The 21,527-nt window shown below is 63.6% G+C and carries 30 protein-coding genes; 19 read left to right on the top strand and 11 right to left on the bottom strand.

The features are described from left to right. Positions 1-20: 20 nt before the first annotated feature. Positions 21-1,031 carry an NAD(P)H-quinone oxidoreductase gene (locus LB513_RS24900; RefSeq protein WP_224666144.1) on the bottom strand — a complete coding sequence of 337 codons (1,011 nt, stop codon included), beginning with the start codon at positions 1,029-1,031 and terminating at the stop codon, positions 21-23. Positions 1,032-1,150: 119 nt separating this feature from the next. Here LB513_RS24900 and LB513_RS24895 point away from each other — a divergent pair, with 119 nt between their 5' ends. The 3 genes from LB513_RS24895 (at position 1,151) to LB513_RS24885 (ending at position 2,975) form a co-directional block, all read left to right on the top strand. Then, positions 1,151-1,345 (top strand): DUF1192 domain-containing protein, encoded by a 195-nt coding sequence (locus LB513_RS24895; RefSeq protein ID WP_224666143.1) that lies wholly within the window; start codon positions 1,151-1,153, stop codon positions 1,343-1,345. An 88-nt stretch (positions 1,346-1,433) separates the two neighbouring features. Further along, positions 1,434-2,681, top strand: a complete 1,248-nt coding sequence (locus LB513_RS24890; RefSeq protein ID WP_224666142.1) for an MFS transporter — start codon at positions 1,434-1,436, stop codon at positions 2,679-2,681. 30 nt (positions 2,682-2,711) lie between these two features. Continuing rightward, positions 2,712-2,975: an ArsR/SmtB family transcription factor gene (locus LB513_RS24885; protein WP_224666141.1), complete on the top strand. Its 264-nt coding sequence runs from the start codon at positions 2,712-2,714 to the stop codon at positions 2,973-2,975. A 72-nt stretch (positions 2,976-3,047) separates the two neighbouring features. On the opposite strand, the gene LB513_RS24880 is transcribed toward LB513_RS24885, so the two are convergent. Beyond that, a complete protein-coding gene (locus LB513_RS24880) occupies positions 3,048-3,704 on the bottom strand; it encodes a glutathione S-transferase family protein (protein ID WP_224666140.1) in 657 nt (218 codons plus the stop codon). 127 nt (positions 3,705-3,831) lie between these two features. Here LB513_RS24880 and LB513_RS24875 point away from each other — a divergent pair, with 127 nt between their 5' ends. Next, positions 3,832-4,353: a winged helix-turn-helix transcriptional regulator gene (locus LB513_RS24875; RefSeq protein WP_224666139.1), complete on the top strand. Its 522-nt coding sequence runs from the start codon at positions 3,832-3,834 to the stop codon at positions 4,351-4,353. Between the two features lie 78 nt (positions 4,354-4,431). Further along, on the top strand, positions 4,432-4,665 hold the full coding sequence (locus tag LB513_RS24870; RefSeq protein WP_224666138.1) for a hypothetical protein: 234 nt from the start codon (positions 4,432-4,434) through the stop codon (positions 4,663-4,665). Positions 4,666-4,770: 105 nt separating this feature from the next. On the opposite strand, the gene LB513_RS24865 is transcribed toward LB513_RS24870, so the two are convergent. From LB513_RS24865 to LB513_RS24855, 3 genes are all read right to left on the bottom strand, one after another. Continuing rightward, the gene (locus LB513_RS24865) at positions 4,771-5,172 is read right to left on the bottom strand and encodes a hypothetical protein (protein WP_224666137.1); all 402 of its coding nucleotides are present in this window, start codon (positions 5,170-5,172) and stop codon (positions 4,771-4,773) included. A 276-nt stretch (positions 5,173-5,448) separates the two neighbouring features. Continuing rightward, entirely contained in the window at positions 5,449-5,631 is a 183-nt protein-coding gene (gene rpmF / locus LB513_RS24860; protein ID WP_008834724.1) for a 50S ribosomal protein L32, read from the bottom strand. A gap of 140 nt (positions 5,632-5,771) precedes the next feature. Further along, positions 5,772-6,533 (bottom strand): biosynthetic peptidoglycan transglycosylase, encoded by a 762-nt coding sequence (locus tag LB513_RS24855; RefSeq protein WP_224666136.1) that lies wholly within the window; start codon positions 6,531-6,533, stop codon positions 5,772-5,774. Positions 6,534-6,611: 78 nt separating this feature from the next. On the opposite strand from LB513_RS24855, the gene LB513_RS24850 reads away from it, so the two are divergent. Next, the gene (locus LB513_RS24850) at positions 6,612-7,529 is read left to right on the top strand and encodes a polyprenyl synthetase family protein (RefSeq protein ID WP_224666135.1); all 918 of its coding nucleotides are present in this window, start codon (positions 6,612-6,614) and stop codon (positions 7,527-7,529) included. 60 nt (positions 7,530-7,589) lie between these two features. Here LB513_RS24850 and LB513_RS24845 read toward each other — a convergent pair whose 3' ends face one another. From LB513_RS24845 to LB513_RS24835, 3 genes are all read right to left on the bottom strand, one after another. Next, on the bottom strand, positions 7,590-8,444 hold the full coding sequence (locus LB513_RS24845) for a lytic transglycosylase domain-containing protein (RefSeq protein ID WP_224666134.1): 855 nt from the start codon (positions 8,442-8,444) through the stop codon (positions 7,590-7,592). Positions 8,445-8,449: 5 nt separating this feature from the next. After that, positions 8,450-9,700 (bottom strand): flavodoxin-dependent (E)-4-hydroxy-3-methylbut-2-enyl-diphosphate synthase, encoded by a 1,251-nt coding sequence (gene ispG, locus LB513_RS24840; protein WP_224666133.1) that lies wholly within the window; start codon positions 9,698-9,700, stop codon positions 8,450-8,452. Positions 9,701-10,009: 309 nt separating this feature from the next. Continuing rightward, complete coding sequence (locus LB513_RS24835; protein ID WP_224666132.1) at positions 10,010-10,192, bottom strand: YdcH family protein; 183 nt, start codon at positions 10,190-10,192, stop codon at positions 10,010-10,012. Between the two features lie 240 nt (positions 10,193-10,432). Between LB513_RS24835 and LB513_RS24830 the strand changes: the two genes are divergently transcribed. Next, a complete protein-coding gene (locus LB513_RS24830; protein ID WP_224666131.1) occupies positions 10,433-10,636 on the top strand; it encodes a YdcH family protein in 204 nt (67 codons plus the stop codon). A gap of 16 nt (positions 10,637-10,652) precedes the next feature. Here LB513_RS24830 and LB513_RS24825 read toward each other — a convergent pair whose 3' ends face one another. Further along, entirely contained in the window at positions 10,653-11,441 is a 789-nt protein-coding gene (locus LB513_RS24825; RefSeq protein WP_224666130.1) for an IclR family transcriptional regulator, read from the bottom strand. Between the two features lie 171 nt (positions 11,442-11,612). Between LB513_RS24825 and LB513_RS24820 the strand changes: the two genes are divergently transcribed. The 6 genes from LB513_RS24820 (at position 11,613) to LB513_RS24795 (ending at position 16,417) form a co-directional block, all read left to right on the top strand. Continuing rightward, positions 11,613-12,443: a transporter substrate-binding domain-containing protein gene (locus LB513_RS24820; protein ID WP_224666173.1), complete on the top strand. Its 831-nt coding sequence runs from the start codon at positions 11,613-11,615 to the stop codon at positions 12,441-12,443. 132 nt (positions 12,444-12,575) lie between these two features. After that, positions 12,576-13,241 (top strand): amino acid ABC transporter permease, encoded by a 666-nt coding sequence (locus tag LB513_RS24815; RefSeq protein ID WP_224666129.1) that lies wholly within the window; start codon positions 12,576-12,578, stop codon positions 13,239-13,241. After that, positions 13,241-13,891: an amino acid ABC transporter permease gene (locus LB513_RS24810; protein WP_224666128.1), complete on the top strand. Its 651-nt coding sequence runs from the start codon at positions 13,241-13,243 to the stop codon at positions 13,889-13,891. Before LB513_RS24815 ends, LB513_RS24810 begins: the two co-directional genes overlap by 1 nt. Positions 13,892-13,893: 2 nt before the next feature. Then, positions 13,894-14,688 (top strand): amino acid ABC transporter ATP-binding protein, encoded by a 795-nt coding sequence (locus tag LB513_RS24805; RefSeq protein ID WP_224666127.1) that lies wholly within the window; start codon positions 13,894-13,896, stop codon positions 14,686-14,688. Positions 14,689-14,725: 37 nt separating this feature from the next. Continuing rightward, entirely contained in the window at positions 14,726-15,187 is a 462-nt protein-coding gene (locus LB513_RS24800; protein ID WP_224666126.1) for a RidA family protein, read from the top strand. Positions 15,188-15,211: 24 nt separating this feature from the next. After that, positions 15,212-16,417, top strand: coding sequence for an aminotransferase class V-fold PLP-dependent enzyme (locus LB513_RS24795; RefSeq protein WP_224666125.1), 1,206 nt, complete (start codon positions 15,212-15,214; stop codon positions 16,415-16,417). A gap of 101 nt (positions 16,418-16,518) precedes the next feature. On the opposite strand, the gene LB513_RS24790 is transcribed toward LB513_RS24795, so the two are convergent. Continuing rightward, positions 16,519-16,695, bottom strand: a complete 177-nt coding sequence (locus tag LB513_RS24790; protein ID WP_224666124.1) for a hypothetical protein — start codon at positions 16,693-16,695, stop codon at positions 16,519-16,521. A 97-nt stretch (positions 16,696-16,792) separates the two neighbouring features. On the opposite strand from LB513_RS24790, the gene LB513_RS24785 reads away from it, so the two are divergent. From LB513_RS24785 to LB513_RS24770, 4 genes are all read left to right on the top strand, one after another. Further along, complete coding sequence (locus LB513_RS24785; RefSeq protein ID WP_224666123.1) at positions 16,793-17,332, top strand: sigma-70 family RNA polymerase sigma factor; 540 nt, start codon at positions 16,793-16,795, stop codon at positions 17,330-17,332. Further along, a complete protein-coding gene (locus LB513_RS24780) occupies positions 17,329-18,225 on the top strand; it encodes an anti-sigma factor family protein (RefSeq protein ID WP_224666122.1) in 897 nt (298 codons plus the stop codon). Before LB513_RS24785 ends, LB513_RS24780 begins: the two co-directional genes overlap by 4 nt. 97 nt (positions 18,226-18,322) lie before the next feature. Next, a complete protein-coding gene (purE, locus tag LB513_RS24775; RefSeq protein ID WP_224666121.1) occupies positions 18,323-18,820 on the top strand; it encodes a 5-(carboxyamino)imidazole ribonucleotide mutase in 498 nt (165 codons plus the stop codon). Beyond that, complete coding sequence (locus LB513_RS24770) at positions 18,817-19,893, top strand: 5-(carboxyamino)imidazole ribonucleotide synthase (RefSeq protein WP_224666120.1); 1,077 nt, start codon at positions 18,817-18,819, stop codon at positions 19,891-19,893. The genes purE and LB513_RS24770 overlap by 4 nt, the downstream gene beginning before the upstream one ends. Before the next feature lie 9 nt (positions 19,894-19,902). Here the strand turns inward: LB513_RS24770 and LB513_RS24765 are convergent, their stop codons facing one another. Then, complete coding sequence (locus LB513_RS24765; RefSeq protein WP_411962748.1) at positions 19,903-20,325, bottom strand: lysozyme inhibitor LprI family protein; 423 nt, start codon at positions 20,323-20,325, stop codon at positions 19,903-19,905. A gap of 228 nt (positions 20,326-20,553) precedes the next feature. Between LB513_RS24765 and ykgO the strand changes: the two genes are divergently transcribed. Next, positions 20,554-20,679 (top strand): type B 50S ribosomal protein L36, encoded by a 126-nt coding sequence (gene ykgO, locus LB513_RS24760; RefSeq protein WP_006327841.1) that lies wholly within the window; start codon positions 20,554-20,556, stop codon positions 20,677-20,679. A gap of 110 nt (positions 20,680-20,789) precedes the next feature. Further along, positions 20,790-21,398, top strand: coding sequence for a tetratricopeptide repeat protein (locus LB513_RS24755; protein ID WP_224666118.1), 609 nt, complete (start codon positions 20,790-20,792; stop codon positions 21,396-21,398). Positions 21,399-21,527: the final 129 nt, after the last annotated feature.

The following is a 21,527-nucleotide window of genomic DNA, read 5'->3' as shown; positions in this document are numbered from 1 at the left end:
TCGGCGCAAGTCGGCCTCTCTTAGCCCACGTCGAGCACGATCTTGCCGATATGATCCCCCTCTTCCATCCGCTCATGCGCCCGCCAAGCTTCGTTGAGCGGGAAGATCATGTCCATGACGGGCGCGACCCTGCGCGTGCCGAGCAGCGGCCACACCTGCGCTTCCAGCGCGGCGGCTACCGCCGCCTTGAACTCGACGGTGCGCGGCCTCAGCGTCGACCCCGTGTGGATCAGCCGCTTGACCATGATCTTTGAGAAGTCGGCGCTCGCCACGGCGCCGCCCTGTGTGGCGATCTGCACGATGCGACCCTCCACGGCCGCCGCTTCATGGTTGCGCGCCACATAGTCGCCGCCGACCATGTCGAGGATGACATTGGCGCCCTTCCCGCCGGTGGCCTCCTTGACCGCGGCGACGAAATCCTCCTCGCGGTAATTGATCGCGCGGCCGGCGCCGATCTTCAGGCAGGCGTCGCATTTCTCCTTGCTGCCGGCTGTGGTGATGACATGGGCGCCAAACGCCGAGGCAAGCTGGATAGCGGTGGTGCCGATGCCGGAAGAGCCGCCATGGACCAGAAGTGTTTCGCCGCTTTTGAGTGCCCCGCGCTCGAACACATTGTGCCAGACGGTGAAGTAGTTTTCTGGTACCGCCGCCGCTTCCGTATGGGTGAAGCCGGCCGGCAAGGGCAGCACGCTGCCGGCATGAACCTTGACATATTCGGCATAGCCGCCGCCGGGCGTCAGCGCGCAGACGCGGTCGCCGATGCGCCAGCGCGATACGCCCTCGCCAAGCGCGGCCACCTCGCCGGAGGCCTCGAGGCCAGGCAAGTCCGACGCGCCGGGCGGTGCCGGATAAGCGCCCTTTCGCTGCTGCACGTCCGGCCGGTTGACACCCGCCGCATGCACTTTGATCAGGATCTCGCCCGGGCCGGGTTCAGGCACGTCGCGCATTTCCGGTTTCAGCACCCGCGGGCCACCAGGCTCGGAGATCGCGATGGCTGTCATCCTTGCCGGAATTTTCTGTTCGCTTGCCATGAACTTCAGTCTTTCCTCGCCATTTCCGTCCGGCTATTTGCATCGGCGCCCTTGCACTATGTATGCTGATTGCCGGATCAGGCAAATGGCCAATCAGGTGTGGCGGAGGAGAACCGACGATGGCGATCTTCGACGACGAACCGAAGAAGAAGGCGCGCCCACACGAGATCGGGCAGGATTTGTCACTGCTCTCGGTCGGTGAATTAACCGAGCGGATAGACATTCTTCGCGACGAAATCGCCCGGCTTGAAAACGAACTCAAGGCCAAGGACAACACCAAATCGGCTGCCGAGGCGCTCTTCCGCCGCGGATAGACGTAGGGGCCGTAGGGCTCGCCGCCGAAAAGCCCGAATGCGACTGTCCTAGGACCGAACGCCCGTCAGACCCGAGCCGGATCAAAATATGTTCGCAACCTATCGACCGATCCTCTCATTGCTGCGCGGCACCGCCTTCCTGCTCGCGGCGTCCGGATTGCATGGGCTGCTCTTGCCGCTGCGGGGCCAACTGGAAGGTTTCTCGACCGCATCCCTCGGCATGATGGGCACGGCCTGGGCCGGCGGCTTCGTCACCGGCTGCTTTTTCGCACCGCGCATCGTGCGCCGCGCCGGGCATGTGCGGGCCTTCGGCGCCTTTGCCGCGTCCGGCGCCATCGTTGCGCTGCTCACCGGGCTGATCATCGATGACTATGTCTGGATCCTGCTGCGCGCCTTCACCGGATTCACCATGGCCGGCGCTTTCATGGTCATCGAAAGCTGGCTCAACGAGAAAGCCAGCAACGAAAACCGCGGCACCGTCTTCGGTCTCTACATGATGGTCACCTACGCCTCGATCATGGGTGGACAGATGATCGTTGCCGGCGGCGACGTGAAATCGGCTTCGCTGTTCATGATCACCGGCATCCTGTTTTGCCTGTCGCTCATTCCGACCGCGGTCTCGAGCGCCTCACATCCCAAGCCGCTGCAGGACGTCTCGCTCGACGTCAAAGGCCTCTATGCAAACTCGCCCGTGTCCGCCGTTGCCTGCGTGCTGATCGGCATCGCCAACGGCGCCTGGGGCACGCTGGGCGCGGTCTACGGCGCCCGCATCGGCATCTCCACCGCCGAGATCGCCTTGATGATGAGCCTGGTGGTGGTCGCCGGCGCCGCCATGCAGCTTCCGGCGGGGCGTCTCTCCGACAAGACCGACCGGCGCTTCGTGCTGTCTGGCGCCGCTTTCGGCGCAGCCTTGTTCGCGCTCGCCATCTTCCTGTCCGAGCCCCGCTCCGGCGTCTTCGTGATCGTCTCCACCGCCGCCTATGGCGCCTTCGCCTACACGCTTTATTCGATCGCCGTGGCGCATGCCAACGATCACGCCCGGTCGGAGGATTTCGTCAAGGTCTCGGGCGGCCTGCTCCTTCTCTACGGCTTTGGAACGATGATCGGGCCCTTGCTGGCCGCGGCCCTGATGGGCTGGATGCGCCCGGAAGGCCTCTTCCTCGCGACCGCGTTGGCGCATCTGTGCCTCGCGGGCTACACGCTGCTTCGCATCAGCCGCCGTGCGCCTGTGCCGATCGGCGACCGCGACGCCTTCACGACGCAACCGGCCGATCGTTCGGTGACGCCTGAAGCATTGCGGCTCGATCCGCGCAGAAAAGATGACCATGAAGGTTGAGGTTCAAGGAGCTTTGCCCCACAAACAGGTATGATGATTTCCGACGCCTTCCTGGCGATTGCCGATCCCAACCGGCGCCATCTTCTGGAAGAGCTCCGGCGCGGCCCGAAGACTGTCAATGAACTGGCCGCAGGGCTGCCAGTATCTCGCCCGGCGGTTTCACAACATTTGAAAGTGCTGCTCGATGCCGGCCTGGTGAACGCCAGGGCACAAGGCACGAGACGGGTCTATACGGTGAGTAGCGCCGGCTTCCTCAGACTCAACATCTGGCTTGACCAGTTCTGGGACGACTGATGCATCGGGCCTGACTGTGGAACGGTACGGCGCATGTCTTCGGCATCAAGCGCCCGGCCGGCGGCATCGCGATCAGCCGTCATTGTAAGGAAAGAGCTTGAAGTAAGGCCGCGCCTCCTCGATCACTCGCGCGAAAGAGGGCCGCTCCATCAACCGGTCGTGATAGGTTTTCACGGCGGGGAACGTGTCGCCGAACGGTTCGACCTTGTTGGCGTAGAAAAGCGCCGGAGCCGCCGCGCAATCGGCCATCGTGAAGCGTTCAGACACCGCCCAGGTCTTCGTGCGCATATCCTGCTCGATCGCGGCATAGGCATTGCGCAGCTGGTCGCGCGCCTGCTCGACGCCGAACGGATCGGTTTTGCCTGCAGGACGCAAGCGGTCGCCGACGATCTTCTGCATCGGCTCTTGGACGTAGAAATCATAGAATCGGTCGGCTACGCGAACCTCGCTGGCAAGATCGATGTCGGTGGGCAGCAATTCGACAGGTCCCGGATAATGCGTGGCCAGATATTCCACGATAATGCTCGATTCCGGCACAGTGCGGTCGCGCGCGTCATCGCGCAGGACCGGCATTTTTCCCGACGGCGACATTTTCCGGAATGCTGTGCGCGACTGTTCGTCGCCGAGATCGACGATCACGGAAGCGAACGCTGTCTCGTTCTCATAGAGTGCGATCAATGGTTTCCAGCAGAAGGAAGCCAGTGGATGGAAATGAAGGGTGAGGGACATTTCTGACTCATCTATTCGGCAGTTCGCCGGGAGTGTATCCCCGCCGTCATACCGATTGCATTTCGCAAGCGGTTGCAGGATAATAAGACTGATACGATAAGGCAACCGGTTTTCAGAGAAAAAGCGAATGAGTCTCGATCGCCGATCCGGGTGCCCCATCAACCTGTCATTGGAGGTGTTCGGCGACCGCTGGAGCCTGATCATTCTGCGCGACATGATTTTCGGCGGCAGGCGCCACTTTCGCGAATTGCTCAACGGCTCGATGGAGGGCATCGCCTCCAACATCCTGGCCGACAGGCTGAAGCGGCTTTTGGAACTGGGGATGCTGACAAAGGCGGACGATCCCAGCCACAAACAGAAGGCGATCTACAGCCTGACTGAGATGGCCATCACGCTGGTGCCGATCCTGGCTCATCTGGGTGCGTGGGGGCGCGTCTGGCTGCCGGTCAGCGAAGAACTCTCGATCCGCGCCGAACTGCTGGAAAAAGGCGGCCCGCCATTGTGGGACAAGTTCATGGATGAGCTTCGCCACGAACATCTCGGCATGCCGCTCGACACGCCGGCGGACGCCACCGTGCGCGCGACCTTGCAGGCAGCTTACGAGGCCGTCGTGAAACGCAGGGCGCCTGGCGAAAGTACGGCCGCCTGATCAACTTATTTTCCCGTTGAAACCCCGGCTCTGCTACAAGGAGCGGGTACTCAAGGTTCACCGGATTGGACAAAGCTCTTGGTTGAAAACTCCAGGGATGCCGCCCGCGCCCGCGCCGACTTGCGTTTCAAGAAGCAGGAAGAGGCGGCAACGGTCCGCCAGAAGGCGATGGCCGAATACGCCGCCGAAAGCGACGCCCGCCAGGCCAAGACCAACAAGTTGCGCGCGCTAAGGCTCGCCAAGGAAGCGGAAGACCTGGCCAACGCGCCCGCCGTTCCAGTCAAGAAACCGGCCCGCGCCAAGAAGAAATAGTGCGACCGCTATTTTTAAGGCGACATCTGCGACAATGACCAAGCCGGGGCGATCATCGCAGTAGTGGTGGGCGTCTTCACCGCCCACCCTTGCCAGGGCGCCGGCTCAATTCAAATTGATGTCACGGCTGGCGGATCGCATCGACACGGCGAAACCTGCCAGCACATCGAACAGCGCGATGACCATCAGGGTGAAGAAGATGGAATGCGCGGCGCCCTTGACCAGCAGGAATTCGACCAGAAAGGCGACGAAGACCAGCGTCGACAGCAGATGATCCATGATCGAAGCGCTGGTCGTGCGCGCCGCCTTGACCATTTCGAAGAACAGGAAGATCAGCCCGATCAGCACCATCAGGTCGCCAAGCGTCATCGAGAACACACCGCCCGACATCATGCTGATCGACAGGATTTCGTTCGCCCACGGATCCTCGCCGCCGCCAAAGATTCCGAGCAGGCCGAGATTGTAGAGTACGAAAGGCACGATGAGCAGCGGGATGGCACCGAACATCTGACGTCTCCATGTGGGGCAATCCTGTGTAGAATGCGCCACAGGTACGCCGCAAGATTTTTCGTGAAACGCCGCGAACACGGTCGAAGACCGGGTGCGACATCAATGTCAGCTAAGGACCGGCCCGTATGGCTTGAGCCAGCGCCGACGAAACGACCAGTGCAGCGCGTTGCACGGCATAAAGACGATGGATGCAGAAGCCGTTATCGACCGCCAGACGCGGAAAGACCGGCCATTGGCCGGTCTTTCCAGTCGAACCTTTGAAGAAAGCTGTTCTCAGCTTTCCTTCGGCGTCAGCACCTGACGACCGCGATACATGCCTGTCTTCAGGTCGATGTGGTGCGGACGGCGCATTTCGCCTGAATTCTTGTCCTCGACATAGGTCGGGGCCTTGAGAGCGTCGGCCGAGCGGCGCATGCCGCGCTTGGACGGAGAGGTTTTGCGTTTAGGAACGGCCATGGATATGCTCCACTACATGGTCAAATGCCCCGCCAGCCCTCGTGAAAGGGCCATGTCAGGGCCTAAATCTGAGAAAGTCGGTCGCCTATACACGCCCCATGCTGTTTTGGCCAGCACTGCGGCGATTTTTTTTGAGTTGGCTACTTCAGGCAGCCGACATAGGCGCCGGAGCGGCCGGCCCGCCGCTCGATCAGATTGGCGAGCCTCCTGAGGCCCGGCCCCGGCTTCGCCGGATCGCGCAGAATGGGATTTGGCAGGGTAACGGTCAGCAGCGCAGCCTGCCGCCGCGACAGCTGCTTTGCCGAAATGCCGAAATGATGCTGCGCCGCAGCCTCGATACCGTAGATGCCCGGTCCCCACTCGGCGATGTTGAGATAGATTTCCATGATGCGTCGCTTCGACATCACCGCGTCCAGATAGACGGCCAGCGGCAGTTCGACGACCTTGCGCACGGAGCCCAGCGGACGCGACCAGAGAAAGAGGTTCTTCACCGTCTGCATGGTGATGGTCGAGGCACCGCGCGTCGCCTCACCGGCCAGGGCGTCGTCCACCACGCCTCTCAACTCGCCAAGATCGACGCCGCGGTGAAAGCAGAACTGGCCGTCCTCCGACATGATGACCGAATTGGGCAGCACGGGCGCGACATCGTCGATCGAGACCCAGCGGCGATCATATCCCGAGAACGTCGCCAGGTCCTTCAGCATCAGCATCGAGACCGGATGCACGAAGGACGGCAGATAAAGAAGGACCAGGAGCGTTGGGATCAGAACCAGCGCCGCGGCCACAACGACGCCGCGCCGGACCCAGCGCCTGAGATTGCGGCGGTTCACGCCTCTCGATCTCGTCGCCATGTCCAGCGTCTCGGTTTCATGATCGACGATCGGTTCCGCCAAGTCGCCCAACCCGTGCCTCTCCCTGCTCCGGCATAATGGCGCTTGGCTGCTTGCGCAACGTCTGAGTGTCCGCTACCGGTCCCGGCCATGACGAATGACGACGAAATGGCGTTCGAAATGGCGCTTATCAGGCGGGCGGCGGCCGTCGAGGTGCTGCTGCGGCGGCTGCTTGACGACCGCGCGCTTTCGGGCGAGATCGCGCGGCCCGAACGCCTCATGGCGGCCATACGCCATGGCGTGCTGAACGGCGGCAAGCGCCTGCGCCCTTTACTGGTGATGGAAAGCGCGGCACTGTTTTCCGCCGACGGCGAGGCGGCGCTACGCGTCGCTGCGGCGCTTGAATGCGTCCATTGCTATTCGCTGATCCATGACGACCTGCCCGCCATGGACGACGACGACCTGCGCCGCGGCCAGCCGACCGTGCACAGGGCGTTCGACGAGGCAACCGCCATCCTGGCCGGCGACGCGTTGCTCACGCTAGCCTTCGACATCATCGCCGCCGACGCCACCCTGCTGCCGGCCGAGCGACGCGCGGCCCTGGTGCTGGCGCTTGCCCGCGCCGCCGGCCCCGGCGGCATGGTCGGCGGCCAGCAGCTCGACCTCGACGCCGAACACGCCCGGCCGGATGAAGCCGGCATCATCCGGCTCCAGGCCATGAAGACTGGCGCGCTGATCCGCTTTGCCTGCGAGGCCGGCGCGCTGCTCGCCGGCGCCGCCATCGAAGACCGCGAGCGGCTGGCAGAGTTCGGCTCGGCGATCGGCCTTGCCTTCCAGCTCGCCGACGACCTGCTCGACCTGACCGCCGATGCCGGCCAGATGGGCAAGGCGACCGGCAAGGACGCGGCAGCCGGCAAGGCGACGCTGGTGGCGCTGCATGGCCCCGCCTGGGCGCGGGCCCAACTCAACGGCCTCGTCGAACAGGCGCACGAACTGCTGGAGCCTTACGGCGACGGCGCCATGCTGCTGAAGCAGGCGGCGACCTTTGTGGCGACGCGCAACAGCTGAGACAGGTGCCAGACCCGGCGCGGTCCGAACGCAATCCGTAAGGCTGATACCCGGGACCAATTAACGGTTGCGCACCACTACGCAGGCACCGCCGACGCTTTGCAGTTTGTGGCAGACGGCGTTGGCGGCGGCGCGGTCGTCGACACCTATCCTGACCGCGTATATGCCCCTGCGGCCGATCGGTGTGCGGACGCGACTGACCACCGGATCATGTCCCGCGAGCAGGGCCGGAAAGCGGTTGCGCACCCGCAGCCACTGGTTGATCGCGGCACCGCGCCGGAAATTGCCGGCGACCTGCACGCCCCATGGTTTTACATTGATCGAAGCCATCGCAACGGTCCGGGACATGATCACCGGAAGGCGGCGGCAGGCAACGGCGAAATCCGCCTTCGCGTCGAGCGGCTCCACCTTTCCGGCATAGGCGCGGTCGGTGAACTTATCGACCGGCTCGCCCATGATGTCGAAGACATAACTCTCGGTCTCCATCGGCAGGAACCCGCCGGAGCCCAGCCAGCGCGACACGCGGCTTTCGCCGGAATTGTAGGCGGCCGCCGCCAGGCCGAGATTGCCGTAGGCGCCTTTCATCTCGGCAAGATATTTCGCCGACGCCGGGATCGCCTGGTCGATGTCGAAAGAATTGGCGAGGCCGCGCATCTTGGCGGTGCCTGGCATGAACTGGGCGATGCCTTCGGCGCCCACCGGACTGACGGCGTTGGGATCGAAGCGGCTTTCCTTCCAGATCAGGCGGGCGAAGAAATCTCGCGGCAGGCCATTCTGGTCGGCATGGATCTGGATCAGCGTGCAAATCCTGTCGATGAGCCTCTGCTTGGCCGATTGCGGTGGATCGGCCTGGGCTACCGTCGCGCAGGCCACACTGCACAAGACAATCAGCGCCGCCCGCAGGAAACGCTGCATTTCGCCTACTCCGCCGCGGCCTTGCCGCGACCAAACCTTTGCTCGATATAACTGGCGACCATTTTTTCGAAATCGGCCGCGATCGAGGGCCCGCGCAGCGTCGCGGCCTTCTTGCCGTCGACAAACACGGGCGCGGTCGGCGTCTCCCCGGTTCCAGGCAATGAAATGCCGATATCGGCATGCTTGGATTCGCCCGGGCCGTTGACGATGCAGCCCATCACCGCGACCTTGAGGTTCTCGACGCCGGGGTATTTTTCGCGCCACACCGGCATGTTCTTGCGCAGATCCGCCTGGATGTTCTGCGCGAGTTCCTGAAAAACGGTGGAGGTGGTGCGGCCGCAGCCCGGACAGGCGGCGACGATCGGTACGAACTGCCGGAAGCCCATGGTCTGCAGCAATTCCTGCGACACTTGCACCTCGCGCGTGCGGTCGCCATTCGGCTCCGGCGTCAGCGAGATGCGGATCGTGTCGCCGATGCCTTGCTGCAGGAGGATGCCCATCGCCGCCGACGACGCCACGATGCCCTTCGACCCCATGCCCGCCTCGGTGAGACCTAGATGCAGCGCGTGGTTGGAGCGCGTGGCGAGTTCGGTATAGACGGCGATCAAATCCTGCACCCCGCTGACCTTGGCCGACAGGATGATCTTCTCGCGGGCAAGGCCGATCTCTTCGGCCATCTCGGCAGAGAGAATTGCCGACTGAACGATCGCCTCGCGCGTGACTTCCTGCGCCGTCAGCGGAAAACCCCTGTTCTGGTTGTCATCCATCAGCCGGGTCAGGAGTTCCTGGTCGAGCGAGCCCCAGTTCACGCCGATGCGGACCGGCTTGTCGTATCTGATCGCCATCTCGACGATGTCGGTGAACTGCCGGTCCCGCTTGTCCTTGAAGCCTACATTGCCCGGATTGATGCGGTATTTGGCCAGCGCCTCGGCGCAGGCCGGATGGTCGGCCAGCAATTTGTGGCCGATATAATGGAAATCGCCGACCAGCGGCACATTGATGCCGAGCCGCAGCAAGCGCTCGTGGATGCGTGGCACGGCGGCGGCACTCTCGTCGCGGTCAACGGTGATGCGCACGATCTCGGAGCCGGCGCGGTGCAGTGCCGCGACCTGCGCGACGGTCTGGTCTATATCGGCGGTGTCGGTGTTGGTCATCGACTGCACGACAACTGGCGCACCGCCGCCGACGACCACGCCGCCGACATCGACGCCGACCGACGTGCGGCGGGGGAAAGGAGAGGAGAAATATCCGGTCATGCCGGCAGCCTTTTGTCTCTGGAGCGCCAGGCGTCCACTTGGACGCACAAAGACGCTCCGGGCCGATGCGCTGAAGTCCGGCATGAGGTGGAGGAGCAAAGATGGCTTGTCAATGGCGACAGGTCGACACTGGCCGGAATCGGCCCCGCCTCGCGACCGGAAACGAGCCGTCATCTCAAGATGGCCGAAACGCATCCAGCTGAGTGAAGACAGCTTGCCTTGTCGCGCACTGGAGACCGAAAGACATCACACCGGCGGCTGCCGCCGCCGGCGAAGAGACCGCTATGCAGCGGTTATGTCAGGAGGGGATCAATGAGTCGTCGGTTTCGCCGCTCTGAGTTTCTCAATCTCGTCCTTGAGTGCCAGCTTGCGTCGCTTGAGATTCACGATCTGGAGGTCGTCCACCGATGGATGGTTCATCGCGTCATCGATTTCACGCTCGATGTCGCCGTGTTTCCGCTGCAACTCATCAAGATGGGAAGCAAGAGACATGATTGGTTCTCCCTTTCATGGTTTCCTCGATTGCAACCGCCAAAGGCGCGTCCACCGCAGGCTCGCTTCTGTGACGGCACGATGACAGTGTGCCACCATCCGCCGGCGATGTCGAATGATCCCTGGTAGCATTCCACGACAGCATGAAATGTGGTATGGGCTGCGCGCCGTCATGAAACGATGCCGGCCCCGCCCAATAAGGCCCATTTTCGGGCGCTGCAGACGTGCACACGGTAGAGAATGTCCGATCAGGAAAAGGCCGACATCCGCCTCGAATTTTCCCGGCTGAAGCAGGAACACACTGATTTCGACGCGGCCATCAATGCGATGATCGCCATGAAGTGCGACCCTTTGCAGATCCAGCGCATGAAGAAGAAAAAGCTGTTCCTGAAGGACCGGCTGATGGCGCTGGAAGACAAGCTCATTCCCGACATCATTGCCTGAGCCGCCGCCTGGGTGGCTAAGCGGCGGTTGAAAGCCGCGCGGCACGATCAAGAAGCAGGCCGAGAAGGCTGCCCGTGCGCTCCTCGGACGTATCGATCGGCACCACCAGGCACATCGTCGCCTCGACCCTGCCCGGGGCTGAGAAGACAGGCGCGGCAAGGCATTTCGTATAGGCGTCGACAAGTCCCGAAGTGACGCAATAGCCGGTGATCTCCGACTTCGCGATATCGGTGATGAAATCATCGAGGTGCAGCTTGCGACCGTCGGGCAGCACGAGATCGTCTTCCGAAACCATGGCCTCGATCTCCAGCCTTCCCAGGCCGGCCAGCAGCAGCCGCCCCGACGCTGTCCAGGGCAGCGGAATCTGCAGGCCGGTGGCAGAACTGATACGAAATGGCCTGGTTCCCGGGCTTGAATGGACGATCGTGTAACGGCCGCTCTGCAGCATGCACAATTCGGAGGTTTCGCCGGTCTCGCGCGACAGATGATCGACCTCCTGGCGGCCTCGCCGCAGCAGGTCGTTGCCGCGCACATAATCCATTCCATAGAGATAGAGCTTCTTGCCGAAATAGACGCGGTTGCCGTCGCCGGCCATTTCCAGCAGCCCCGCATCGACCAGTGAGCGCACCAGCGTGTAGGTCGTCGAACGGGGTGCGTTGACGCCCTTGGCAAGGTCGCCAATGCCAGTCGCCCGCTGCGTCATGTGCAGGAAGTCCAGGATCTCGAGCACCCGGGTGAGACCCTTTTCACGGGTGCCGGGCGTCTTCTCTGCCGCTGAGACTGTCAAAGCACTGCCGTCTTGCATTGTCGATTCCTCGTGTTAGTATCTGTCTTGTACAGGATACATGGGTCTCTTGTAAGAGACAATCGGTTTGCGTTTAATAGTCGTGTGTCTGTCTGTGCAAAGGGGAACACAACACCAAAGGAGGTCGCCGTGAACGACACATCCGGAAGACGTGATTTTCTGAAAATGGGAATGGCCGGGCTGGCCACGGCCGGCGTGCTGGCGGCAGTCGACACTCAAAAGGCTGCGGCCCAGGCGGCTTCCGACAGCCTGCTGCGCACCGTGCTCGACCGCGGCAAGCTGATCGTCGGCACCGGCAGCACCAACGCGCCGTGGCATTTCGAGAACGACGCAGGCGAACTGGTCGGCATGGACATCACCATGGGGCGCATCCTCGCCAAGGGGCTGTTCGACGACCCGACCAAGGTCGAGTTCGTCATGCAGGATCCGGCTCAGCGCATTCCAAACGTCACCACCAACAAGGTCGACATCACCATCCAATTCATGACAATGAGCGCCCAGCGCTCGCAGCTCATCAATTTCTCCAGGCCTTACTATGTCGAGGGTGTGGCCCTGCTGACGCTGCCGACGGCCGAGAACAAGACCTTCGACAAGCTGCTCGCCGGCGGTTCGGCGACGCGTGTCTCCATCCTCCAGAATGTCGATGCCGAAGCGTCGGTGCACATGGCCCTGCCGGAATCGCAGGTCATGCAGATCGACACCCAGGCCAACGTGCTGCAGGCGCTGGAATCCAAGCGCGTCGACGCGGCCGCGGTCGATCTCTCCACCGTGCGCTGGCTCGCCTCGCGCAACCCCGACAAATATTTCGACGCCGGCAAGAGCTGGTTCTCGATGCTGTACGGTGCAGCGCTGCGGCAGGGCGACCTCGACTGGCTGACCTTCGTCAACCAGACCTTCACCATCGCCATGTTCGGCCATGAAACGGCGCTGTACGATGCCGCGTTCAAGGACTATTTCGGCCAGGAACCGCCGGCTCGCCATCCCGGCTTCCCGGTTATCTAACCGGGTTGCCCGGCTTCCCGGTCATCTAACCGGGTTGCCCGGCTTACCGGTCATCTGAACCAACGGTTGCGGAAGGGCGGCATTCCAGCCCTCCCGCGATCCACTCGACGCCCTTCGCACTGAGGCGGACGCATGGGCTATGCCCTTAACTTCAACCTGATCTGGCGGCATTTCGACAAGCTGTGGGGTGGCCTGCTGCTCAGCCTTGAACTGGCCGTCATCTCGATTGCCATCGGCATCGTCATCGGCCTGGTGCTGGCGGTCTGGTATGTCTCCGCCGGGCGGATGGTGCGCGGCATCATCGCCGCCTATGTAGAATTCATCCGCAACGTGCCGCTTATCCTGCTCGTCTACCTCGTCTTTTATGGCCTGCCGACCGTTGCCGATCTGGCCTACAGCGCGCAGACCTCGTTCATCGCGACGCTATCGCTCTATAGCGGCGCCTATCTGGTCGAAGTGTTCCGCTCCGGGCTCGAAGCCGTTCCGCGTGGCCAGATGGACGCCGGCAGGGCGATTGGCCTGACGCCCTGGCAAAGGTTGCTGCATGTCCGCCTGCCCACGATGCTGAGGATCACGCTGCCGGCGCTGTCCAATACGTTCATATCGCTCTTCAAGGACACCTCGATCGCCTCGGTCATCTCGGTGCCTGAGCTGACCTATGGCGCCCAGTGGATCAATTTCAACACATTCCGCATCGTCGAGGTCTATCTGGTCACCACGGCCATGTATCTCTTCACCGGCTACATCATGCTGTTCAGCTTGCGGCTGCTCGAGCGCCGGTTCAGGGCGGCGCGTTGATGCTCGGCCAGATCATCTATGCCTTACCGTTCCTGGCCGAGGGCTTCGCCCTCACCCTCTGGGTGTCGTTCCTGGTCGTGCTGTTCTCGCTCATGGCCGGCGTTATCCTGGGCGTCGGCCTGGTCTACGGCCCGGTGCCGTTGCGCTGGGCGGTACGCATCTTTAGCGACACGATCCGCGGCATCCCGATCCTGGTGCTCATCTTCTTCGTCTATTACGGACTTCCTGCCATCGGCCTGCATCTGCCGTCTTTTTGGGCCGCGGTGACGGCGCTGACCTTGTTCAAGACGGCGCAGGTCGTCGAGTATCTCCGCGGCGCCGTCGGCTCGATTCCGCGGGGACAAACCGAGGCGGCGATGGCCATAGGGCTGACGTTCCGCCAGCAATTGACCTCTGTCATATTTCCCCAGGCCTTCCGCCGCTTCCTGCCGCCCTGGATCAATGGCGTCACCGACGCCGTCAAGGGCAGCGCCCTGGTGTCGCTGCTCGGCATCACCGATCTGATGCAGGCGATCAATCAGGTCATCGGCCGCACCTATGAGGCGATGCCACTCTATATACTGGGCGCGCTCATCTACTTCGCCGTGAACTACACGCTTTCGCTCGCCAGCCGGCGGCTCGAGCGGCGTTTCACCTTTATCCGGGAATAGCAATGGCAACGAACACGCAAGAGATCCCGGCCCTTCTTGACGTCCGCGACGTTTCCAAGGCCTTTGGCACCGTCCAGGTCCTGCGCTCGGTCAGCCTCAAAGTGTCGCGCGGCGAGGTGGTGACTGTCATCGGCCCGTCGGGCAGCGGCAAGACCACGCTGCTGCGCTGCGTCAACTTCCTGGAAAGCTACGACAGCGGCTCGATCCGCATCGACGGCAAGGAGGTCGGCTTTCGCGAGGGCGGAAGCCGCCAGCGCCGCGGCGAACGCGACCTCGCTGCGATGCGCGCAGAGACCGGCATGGTGTTCCAGAGCTTCAATCTCTTTCCGCACCTGACGGCGGCCGGCAACATCATGCTTGGCCTCACCAAGGTGCGGGGCAAGAGCACCGCCGAGGCGCGCTCGATCGCCGAGCACTGGCTCGGCCGCGTCGGTCTCGGCCACAAGGCCGACAGCCTCCCGGCCGAACTCTCCGGCGGCCAGCAGCAGCGCGTCGGCATCGCCCGCGCCGTGGCGATGGAGCCCAAGATCCTGCTGCTCGACGAAATCACCTCCGCGCTGGATCCGGAACTGGTTGGCGAGGTGCTCGAAGTCGTGCGGGGCCTGGCGCAGGACGGCATGACCATGGTGATGGTCACCCACGAAATGGCCTTTGCCCGCGATGCGTCGAGCCGCATCGTCTTCATGGCCGATGGCGGTGTCAGCGCGATTGGACCGCCCAGGGACATTCTCGCGGCCGAGACCGACAACGAGCGCCTTCGCTCATTCCTGGCGCGCTTTCGCGCCTCGCATTTCTAGAACCAGGCAGCCACAGTTGCCGCAAGGAGCCTATTGCATGACGCCTTATATGCGGCTGGCCGAACTGGGCCTGACATTGCCCAAGCCGCCCAGCCCGATCGCCAACTACGTCTCTCATGCCGAGAGCGGACGGCTGATCTTTCTCTCCGGGCAGGGGCCATTGCGGGCCGACGGAACGCTTTGCACCGGCAAGGTCGGCGAAGACGTCAGCGTCGAACAGGCTTACGGGCATGCGCGCCTGACCGGCCTCAATCTGCTTGCCGTCATGCACGCCGCCGCCGGCGACCTCGGCCGCATCGTGCGCGTCGTCAAATTGCTCGGCTTCGTCAACGCCATCCCGACCTTTGGCGATCATCCTAAAGTGGTGAATGGCTGTTCGGACCTTTTCGCCAGCGTTTTCGACAAGCTCGGCGGTCATGCCCGCTCGGCGATCGGCGTCGGCTCGCTGCCCGGAAACATCACCGTTGAAATCGAGGCGATCGTCGAGATCGCCGCCTGAGCTTCTAGAAATGGACCCACGGACATGAACACCACCTCCGCCGCCGGCTCGAACAGCACAATCCGCGAACGGCTGGGCCTGCGGCCCATCATCAACGTCTCCGGCACCATGACCGCGCTCGGCGCCTCTATCATCGTGCCCGAAGCGATCCGCGCCATGTCGGAAATGGCGTCGCAATGGGTCGAGATGGACGATTTGCAGCGGGCTGCGAGCACCATCGTCGCCCGGCTGACAGGTGGCGAGGCCGGTTTCATCACCGCCTGCTGCGCCAGCGGCATCACCATGGCCATTGCCGGCGCCATGACGGGAAACAATTTGCTCGCCATCGAACGGCTGCCTGACGATACCGGCGATCTGAAATCGGAGGTCGTCATCCAGCTGGGCCATATCGTCAATTACGGCGCTCCGGTCGACCAGTCGATCCGTGTCGCCGGCGCCAGGGTGGTGCCCGCCGGCACGGTCAGCGTCACCCAGGACTATCATGTCCGCGACGCCATCAACGACCGCACAGCGGCCGGCCTTTATGTCGTTGCCCACCACACCGTGCAGTACGGCATGCTGTCGCTGGAAGAGTTCTGCGAGATCTGCCACGCCAAGGGCGTCCCGGTGATCGTCGACGCCGCATCCGAATATGATCTTCGCGGTTTTCTCGCGCGCGGCGCCGACATCGTCATCTATAGCGGCCACAAATTCCTGAGCGGCCCGACCAGCGGCATCGTCACCGGCCGCAAGGAGTTGGTGCGTTCAGCCTATCTGCAGAACCGCGGCGTGGCGCGCGCCATGAAAGTCGGCAAGGAAAGCATCGCCGGCACCATGGCGGCGCTCGAAGCCTGGGAGAAGCGCGACCATGACGGCATCCGCCGGCGCGAGGAAGCCGCGCTGAACCTCTGGAAGGACGCCTTGCAGGGACTGCCCGGCATCTTTGCCCAGATCATTCCCGATCCGACCGCCAATCCACTCGACCGGCTCCAGATTTTCGTCACGGCCGAGAGCGGCTTCAGCGCGGCTGGCCTCGCTTCCGCGCTGGCCAAGGGTTCGCCGCCGATCATCGTGCGCAATCACGAGGTCGAGCGCGGCCATTTCTTCCTCGATCCCTGCAATCTCCATCCCGGAGAAGCAGACATCGTCGCCGACCAGCTACGCGCCATACTGACCGCGAAGGACCGCCCTGCCGACGCGATGAAGGCGCCGCGCAAGGACTCGTCGGGGGTGTCGCGCTGGCCGGATTGAGCCTCAAGCCGACCAGTATTTCGGAATATCGGCTGATCACGCGACTGTGAACGGCCGCGCCCGCACGCGGCGGGAATAAACCGGCGCCGCGATAGGTCTTCTCAGCATACGCCACTGCTGGCGTTGAGGAGATCGGCATGCACCGTCATTGCGAGCACAGCGACCATGTCTGCGGCGCCGGCCGTCGCCATGCGCTGCCGAGCGTGATCGTTGTCAGGCCGTCCTCTGTAGCGCTTGACACCGGTGACGCAGATGAATTCAGTTTCGGCAAGGCTCACGGCTCTGCCTGTTTCCGGGGCCTTTGCCCCTGCGAGCAGAGCACGATCGCCGTCGCATCTTGAGGCGACGCGGCCGGGAGCGGATCATGGTGCTGTTTTGAGCGAGAGGGCCTTGGCGGAGCGCTTCAACGAGGTGGTGCTGCCGCATCTCGGCGATGCGCTGGCGCTCGCGCGCTGGCTGACCGGCAACAGCGCGGACGCCGAGGATGTCGTGCAGGATGCCTGCATCAAGGCGCATGCGGGCATATCAGGCTATGCAGGCGGCAATGCCCGGGCATGGCTGCTCACAATCGTGCGTAACACCTCCTACACCTGGATGTCGCGCAACCGGCCGCGCGGCATGCTGGCCGTTGGCGACCTTGCCGATCTCGACGACATGGCCGCCGCTCACGGCACCAGCCTGCCCGACGAGGACGGTCCGGAGGCGAGCCTGATTGCCAGGGCCGATACGGCAGCCCTGGAAGCCGCTATCGCAGCGCTACCGCAATCGTTTCGCGAAACGTTGGTGCTGCGCGATATCAACGGTCTGAGCTATCGCGACATATCGGCCATGCTTGGCGTGCCGGTCGGCACGGTGATGTCGAGGCTTGCCCGCGCCCGCGGCCTGCTCGCGTCGGAACTGGGGAGAGCGTCATGACGCACGACGACGGACTGCCCAACGATCCCGAAGGTATCAAGCTGATGATCCATGCCCTTGTCGATGGCGAGCTCGATGCGGCGGCCGCACTCGCGGTCGAACGCCGCATCGCAGCCGATCCCAAACTTGCCGCGGAGCATGCGCGCATCATCGCGTTGCAAGGCGCGGTAAGCCGCCTGCGGCGCCCGGATGTCAGCGATGCCTTTCGCGCCCGCATCGCGGCGATTGCAGCGCCAGCCGTTCAGGCGCACGCTGCGGAGCCGCAACGGGATACGCCGTCAGCGCTGCCGGGGTTGATCTCCGTCGCCGGTGGTGGCCAGAGGCGGGACGCCGGATCAAGACCCTCCCAGACGCGCACACGCCCGGGCGCGCGTCACTTCGGCTCGTTCGACTGGCGCGCCATGGCAGCGTCGATCATGATCAGTGCGGTACTGGCCAGCGGCGCGACGCAGTGGGTGATGTTCACCGGCGCCCAGGAAGGCTTCGCTGTGGCTGCCGCCAACGGCCATCGCCGCAGCCTGCTTGCCGCGAGCCCGATCGACATCGTCTCTTCCGACCGCCATACAGTGAAACCATGGCTCGATGCCCGCATCGGCGTGTCGCCTCCGGCGCCTGACCTGGCCCAGGATGGCTACGCGCTGATCGGCGGCCGGGTCGAGGTGATATCGGACCGGCCGGTGCCGGCGCTGGTCTACCGCCACCGCGAGCATTTGATCACGCTGGTCGCCGAACCGCAGCAGGGCGGCAAGATCACTCAGCCCGCGGACCTGTCGTCGGGTGGCTTCTCAATGGTGCAGTGGAGCGACGGCGCCTTCTCCTATTGGGCGATCTCCGACATGGAGCGGCCCGAACTCGATGACTTCGTCGCCCGCTTCCGCAAGGCCGCGGCGTAGGCCGCATTGCATCGCCGCCGGAGCCGCCGAGCCGCGAATCCTTGCGGCCTCGCCCGAATTCCGCTAAGGCGCGCCTTTGTCGCCGGAGGGCAGCAGCTTGGACGATCAACGCGCGGACGTCGCCATCATCATGGGCAGCCAGTCCGACTGGGCGACCATGCGCCAGGCCGCCGAGACGCTGGAGGCACTGGGCGTGCCGCACAAGCGGCTGATCGTCTCCGCGCATCGCACGCCCGAGCGGCTCTATGATTTCGCTAAGGGCGCTAAGGCGGCCGGCTACAAGGTGATCATCGCCGGTGCCGGCGGTGCCGCGCATCTGCCCGGCATGACAGCGGCATTGACGCCATTGCCTGTATTCGGCGTCCCGGTGGAATCGAAGGCGCTTTCGGGACAGGATTCGCTTCTGTCCATCGTCCAGATGCCGGCCGGCATCCCCGTGGGAACTCTTGCCATCGGCAAGGCTGGCGCGGCCAATGCGGCCCTTCTGGCCGCCGCAGTACTGGCGCTGAACGACGACAAGCTTGCACAGCGCCTGGATGCCTGGCGCGCCGCGCAGACCGCCAAGGTCGCCAGAGAGCCGACGGACACGCCGTGAGCCTGCCCGCCGGATCGACCATCGGCATCATCGGCGGCGGCCAGCTCGGTCGCATGCTGGCAATGGCCGGCGCGCGCCTGGGCTACCGCACCGTGGTGCTTGAGCCGCAGGCGGACTGTCCGGCCGCGCAAGTGGCCAACCGGCAGATCACGGCCGCATACGACGACCCAGCAGCCCTTGCCGAGCTGGCGGCAGTGAGCGCCGTGGTGACCTACGAATTCGAAAACGTGCCAGTCGCGGCTGCCGATGCGCTTGCCGCCAGGGTTCCGGTTTATCCGCCGGCGCGCGCGCTCGACGTGGCGCAGGACCGCGTAAACGAGAAGACCTTCCTCAATACGATCGGCATTGCCACCGCCGAGTTCCGCTCGGTCGACAATGACGACGAACTGACCATCACGCTGAAGACGTTCGGTGGCAGCGGCATCTTAAAGACGCGCCGCATGGGCTATGACGGCAAGGGGCAGCGCGTTTTCCGCAACATGAAAACGGGCGGCTTCGCCGGCACTTGCGAGGCGATGGGTAACGTGCCTCTGATCCTGGAAAGCCTCGTGCCGTTCGAGCGCGAAATATCGGTGATCGCGGCGCGTGGGCAGGATGGCACTGTCGCCGCCTACGACCCGGCCGAGAACATTCACCGCAACGGCATTCTCCACACCTCGACCTTGCCTGCCGCCATCAGACCGGAAACGGCTGACGCAGCGCGTGCGGCAGCGGCAAAAATAGTGTCGGCCCTGGATTATGTCGGCGTCATCGGCGTCGAGTTCTTCGTGCTGGCCGACGGCTCGCTGTTGGCCAACGAGATCGCACCCCGTGTGCATAATTCGGGGCACTGGACCGAAGCCGCCTGCGCCATCTCACAGTTCGAGCAGCATATCCGTGCCGTTGCGGGCCTGCCGCTCGGCGACCCGAAGCGTCATTCGGACTGCGTCATGGAGAATTTGATCGGCGACGATGTGCTGCGCGTCCCGGCCCTGCTCGCCGAGCCTGATCTGATGCTGCATCTCTATGGCAAGTCGCAGGCGCGCCCGGGCCGCAAGATGGGCCATTTCACACGGATCAACCGCCGCGCCTGACCCGCGAACCTATTGTGCTCCGTCGCTCTCGTCCTCGCTGGGGCCGGCGCAGCTGACGTCGCCTTCTTCGCAAGTGGCCGAAGCCGCCAACTGTTCGATGCGCTCATTTGACAGCTTGGTCAGGCATAGCGACACCTCCATCGGGTGGATAGATCCGCCCTCGGAGCTCGCAGTGGTGCGCGCGCATTCGGCGTCGCGAAACGCGATCCAAGCACGCTGCGCGGTCTGCAGCAATCTCTTGCCCTCGGCATCTTCGGAGCCGATCAGTTGCTGATAGGCCGCATTGAGCTTGGCGTCGGCCGCCTGACGGTCTTCGCCGGCACAGATGTTCAGCATTTGCTGGCTGTCATCGGAGCGGTCGCATTCCTGTGCGCGAGCCATCGGCGCTCCCGCCAGAAGGACAAGGCACGCGGACAGAAGCGTTCGGCGCATCGTTGTCACCCGAGTCATTTGAACACAAGGCATCATCCCAGCCCGACCATCGCCGCGCAATGCCGCACGGCCGACATGGCGGATATTTGATGATATCGGGAGGCGGAGCGTGCTTGCGGTTGACACGGGCGAGGCACCTCGTCTATGAGCCACCCACGTTTCAAGGGCGCGTCTTCTGGCGCGCCTTAAAATTTCGACCCGACCGGGTCCACACCGACAGGCAAGACCATGAAGATCAAGAATTCGCTCAAGGCGCTCAAGGCGCGTCACCGCGACAACCAGCTGGTTCGCCGCAAGGGCCGCGTCTACATCATCAACAAGACCGCCCCGCGCTACAAGGCACGCCAGGGCTGAGTTTTCGGCTGGAGGCTTGAAGCCTCCGCCAATTGATGCTTGTTGCCGGTCGCCGGCCTTTCACGCCAAATTCAGTTTGACGTTCCACCGCCCGCCACTAGACTCCGGTGATGCGGATTATATTTGGATTCTTCACCGCCCTGCTTCTGACCGGCACCTTTTCGCTGCCGGCACGGGCGGATGACGCGGTCGTTCCACCAGCCGTTGCCCCGGAGACGCCACCGCTGGCGACGACCAGGCAGGCCCGTCTCGACCAACTGTTCAGTGACCTCAGGCGAGAGCGCAACGAACGCGCCGCCGAGCGCATTGCCGGCAGCATTCTGGCGGAATGGTCCCAGTCTGGCAGCGCCTCGATCGACCTGATGATGCAATGGTCGCAAAAGGCCATCGAGGGTCAGAAATTCGACGTTGCGCTCGATTTCCTCGACCAGGTGGTCACCCTACGGCCGACCTATGCCGAGGGCTGGAACCGGCGTGCCACGGTGCATTTCATGATGAAGAACTACGGCAAGTCGATGGCCGACGTCGACCATACGCTGCGGCTCGAGCCGCGCCATTTCGGCGCGCTGGCCGGCCTGGCGCAGATCATGGCGCTGACCGGCCACAAGCAGTCCGCACTCGAGGCCTGGCAGAAAGTTCTGGCCATCTATCCGATGATGCGCAGCGCCCAGGACCAAGTGGCCGCCCTTTCGGAAGAACTCGCCGGCGAAGGCATTTGATTGCGCCAAGGGATAGGCAGTAGGCGCAGGCCGCATTGCGGAACACCTACTGCCTACTGCCTACTGCCTACTGCCTACTGCCTACTGCCTACTGCCTACTGCCTACTGCCTACTGCCTACTGCCTACTG

The organism is Mesorhizobium sp. ES1-1, assembly GCF_020164785.1.
Classification (GTDB): Bacteria; Pseudomonadota; Alphaproteobacteria; order Rhizobiales; family Rhizobiaceae; genus Mesorhizobium.
This window is presented reverse-complemented; position numbering and strand designations above follow the sequence as displayed.